3 protein-coding genes and 1 pseudogene are annotated in these 3,469 nt (G+C 76.2%); all 4 read left to right on the top strand.

Annotation, left to right across the window (positions count from 1 at the left end; all coding sequences use genetic code 11):
- On the top strand, positions 1-282 hold a 282-nt coding region (locus tag HUW36_RS28475; RefSeq protein ID WP_174530947.1), incomplete at its 5' end, for a TetR-like C-terminal domain-containing protein.
- Positions 279-614: a YrdB family protein gene (locus tag HUW36_RS28470; RefSeq protein WP_174530946.1), complete on the top strand. Its 336-nt coding sequence runs from the start codon at positions 279-281 to the stop codon at positions 612-614. The genes HUW36_RS28475 and HUW36_RS28470, both read left to right, overlap by 4 nt.
- A 1,233-nt stretch (positions 615-1,847) precedes the next feature.
- Positions 1,848-3,095 (top strand): hypothetical protein, encoded by a 1,248-nt coding sequence (locus HUW36_RS28465; RefSeq protein ID WP_246248365.1) that lies wholly within the window; start codon positions 1,848-1,850, stop codon positions 3,093-3,095.
- 29 nt (positions 3,096-3,124) lie between these two features.
- Positions 3,125-3,469: pseudogene (locus HUW36_RS28460) on the top strand (efflux transporter periplasmic adaptor subunit); the annotation flags it as partial.

The following is a 3,469-nucleotide window of genomic DNA, read 5'->3' as shown; positions in this document are numbered from 1 at the left end:
CCCGGCCGCTACCCGGCCGCCCAGCGCGCGCCCGACCCGGCCGACCCCGAGCACCTGGCCGCCGCCGAGCGCGCGGTCGGCGCGATCTTCGCGATCCTGCGCGGCTACGGCCTCGACGGCGACGCGGCCGTCGACGCCACCCGGATGTTCCGCGCCACCGTGCACGGCTTCGTCAGCCTGGAAGCGGCGGGCGGGTTCGGGCTGCCCCGCGACGTCGACCGCTCGTTCGACCAGATGGTCGCCGGGCTCGACCTCGCCTACCGGGGCTGGCGGTCCCGATGAAGGCGCTGCTGTCGGGCCTGATCTTCCTCCTGGAGCTGGCGCTGCTCGCGGCGGCCGGACTCTGGGGCTTCACACTCGACGCCGGCTGGCCGGTGCGGCTGCTCGCCGGCCTCGGCGCGCCGCTGGTGATCGCCGTCGTCTGGGGAGTGTTCTGCTCACCCCGGGCGACCGTGCCGCTGCGCGCCCCGGCCAAGCTCGGCGTGCAGGCGGCCTGCTTCCTCACCGGCGGAGTCCTGCTGGCCCTGGCCGGTCACCCGCTTCACGGCGCGGCCCTGGTGTTGCTCTGGGCCCTCGACAAGACCCTCCTCGTCCGCTCCGGCGACCCGGTCTGACCCGCCCTCGGGGCGAGGCGCGCGGCGGATCTTGGTACGAGAACGCCCCCGGAGGGGCGGATCGGTACCAAGATCTGCGACACGTGGCCGGATCTTGGAAGCTTGAGGCCCCTATGGGGGCCGTTTCCTTCCAAGATCTGGCTTGCGATCCGGCGCGGAGATTGGCTGCGGTGCTTTCTCCCGGAACCCCCCGCCCGCCCGCGCCGACGGGCGGTGCCGCCGGCGCGCGGTGCCGGGTAGGGGAGGCAGGGATTGTGGGGAGGACTCTTTCCCGGAACGCCCGATTGGTCGTACCCTTCGCCGGTGACCGACGGCGACGAGGAGCCTCCCGGCCGGGCAGCCGACGGCGACGAGCCACGCGCCGGGAGCGACGGCGAGGGGCAACGCCCGAGCGTCGAGGTCGACGGTCCGGATCCGGCGACCCGCGAGCCGTCGGCACAGGTCACACCCCTGGCGAGCGCGACCGTCCCCGCCTCCGGACCGACCGTCTCCGAGGCGACCTCGCCCGAACCCCGCACGATCGCACCTGAACCCGACCCGACCTCGTCCGCGTCGAGCGAGACTTCGTCCGAGTCGGGCCCGACCGCACCTGCTCCTGCACCGGCCACACCCGTGCCGAGCGCATCCGTTCCCGTCCTGGCCTCGGCCGCACCCGAGCCGGACGTGCCTCTTCCTGTCCCGAGGCCGGTCACCCCGGAACCGAATGCCGTCGTTCCCGAGCCGGGTGCGGCGGCCGTCCCTGACCCGGCAGCCGTCCTTGATCCGGGCGACGTCGCTCCTGAGCCGCGCGCGGTCGTTCCCGAGCGGAGTGCCGTCGTCCTCGAGCCGGGCGCGGTCTTCCCCGAGCCAGGCGCGATCGTCCCGGAGCCGGCTGCCGTCGCCCTCGAGTCGGTCGAGGTCGCCCTCGAGTCGGGTGCCGTCGCCCTGCAGGCGGGCGCAGCCGCGTCTCCCCCGGAACCGGGCCCGGCCACCTCGACGTCGAGCGGGGTCGCCTCCGCGCAGACGCCGGCTGTCCCGGCTTCGGGGCCAGCAGTGCCGGAGCCGAGCACACCCGCACCCGCTCCGACAGCGGCTGGGCCACAAGCGGGCACCGACGCACCCCGCTCGGCAACGCCGCCCTTAGCAGCGCCGCCTCCGGCAACACCGCCTCCGGCAACACCGCCTCCGGCAACACCGCCCGCGATGACGCCGCAGATGGCCGTACCCCCCGAGCCTGCCCCGACCGGAACGGCGGTGAGGAAACGGCGGTGGCCGCTCTGGACCGCCCTCGGCCTGGCCCTCGGGGTGACGGTGGGTGCGGTGCCCGGCGTAGTCCTGCGGCAGCTGGCGCCCGACGCGGCCGGGCGGCCGGCCGCGGGCCGGGAGGACCGGGGCACGCCGGAGCAGCGGCGGCTCGCCGAGCGGATGGTCGCGCAGCTCGATCGGCAGGCCACCGCACTGCTCGGTGGGGACCGGGCGGGCTTCCTCGCGGTGGCGGAGCCGGCGGCCCGGCCGGCGCTCGGCAAGCGGTACGCGGCGTTGCGGGCGTTGCGGACCAGTGTGTGGCGGCCCGCCGCCGCCGGGGTGCCGGTGGCCGTGGACGGACGGTCCGGGGAGTGGCGGCTGACGGTGACCGTGGGCTACTGCTTCGTGGTGCCGGGTTGCGGGCCGAGCACGGCGACGATGGGCACCAGCTGGCGGGTGGTGGGGGAGGAGCCGCGACTGACCGCCGTGGAGCCGTCCCGGAACGACCCGGCGGGTGTGCGGCCGTGGGAGGTCAGCGACCTGGCCGTCGCGGTGGGGAAGCGGGCGGTGGTGGCCACCACGCCGGCCCAGCGGGCCAAGCTGCCCGGGCTGCTGGCGCAGGCGGAGTCGGCCGCGCGGGCCGCCGACCGGTACGCGGTCGACGGCACGCCGCCGGACCGGTACCTGATCTTCTACGCCGGCCGGGCGGAGTGGCAGCGCTGGTACGGCGGCGGCCGGCCGAAGTGGACCGCCGGGTACGCGGTGGGTGTCGGTGGGGGACGACACGACGTCGTGCTCAACGCGCAGAGCCTCTCTGCGGCGGGGGTGGACGACCTGCTGCGGCACGAGCTGACCCACGCGGCCTCGCTGCCGGAGCAGGGATACGCGGACCGGGCGAGCTGGTGGCTGGTGGAGGGGTTGGCCGAGTACGCCGGCACCGACGGTCAGCCGGTCGACCGGTACGAGGGCCTGGCCGAGGTGCGCAAGCTGCTCAAGGGCGGGTGGTCCGGCCGGCTGGACGCGGTGGCCCCGGCCGACGACGCGAGCGACGACCGGGTCGGTGGCGCCTACGGCGTCGGGTACCTGGCCGTGCGGCACCTGGTGGACCGTTACGGCGAGCAGCGGGTGCTGGACTTCTTCCGGGCCGTGGTGCACCAGCGCCGGTCCCCGGCCGAGGCCGCCGACCAGGTGTTCGGCGACCCGTGGTCGGCGTTGCAGGACGACTGCGTCGCCTACGTGCGAACCGCCGTCGGCTGACACGTCGACGCCGGTCGACGGGTCGTAGCATGGGCCGGGTGGCCCGCACTCCCTCGCCGCGGCTGCCCGCGGCCCGCCGCCCCCGTCTCGTCACCGTCCTGCTCGCCGTCGTCGCCCTGACCGGCACCACCGCCGCCTCGTGCGGTGACGACACCTCCCCGGTCGCCGTCGCGCCGGTCGGCCGCGCGCCGGTGAGCGAGGTGATCGACGCGCCGGCCACGGTGACCGCCCGGGCCGCCGCGACCCTCACCGCCCCGGCCGACGGCACGCTTGCCAGCCTGCGTGTCCGACCTGGACAGCGGGTGGCCCGGGGACAGGTGCTCGCGGTGATCGACTCGCCGTCCGCGCGGGACCGCCTGACGCAGGCCCGGGAC

This window comes from Micromonospora maritima (genome assembly GCF_902825405.1).
Classification (GTDB): domain Bacteria; phylum Actinomycetota; class Actinomycetes; order Mycobacteriales; family Micromonosporaceae; genus Micromonospora; species Micromonospora maritima.
This window is presented reverse-complemented; position numbering and strand designations above follow the sequence as displayed.

Excerpts from the sequence above, each read along its gene's own strand:
- HUW36_RS28470 (WP_174530946.1), top strand. The coding sequence starts at position 279 with ATGAAGGCGCTGCTGTCGGGCCTGATCTTCCTCCTGGAGCTGGCGCTG.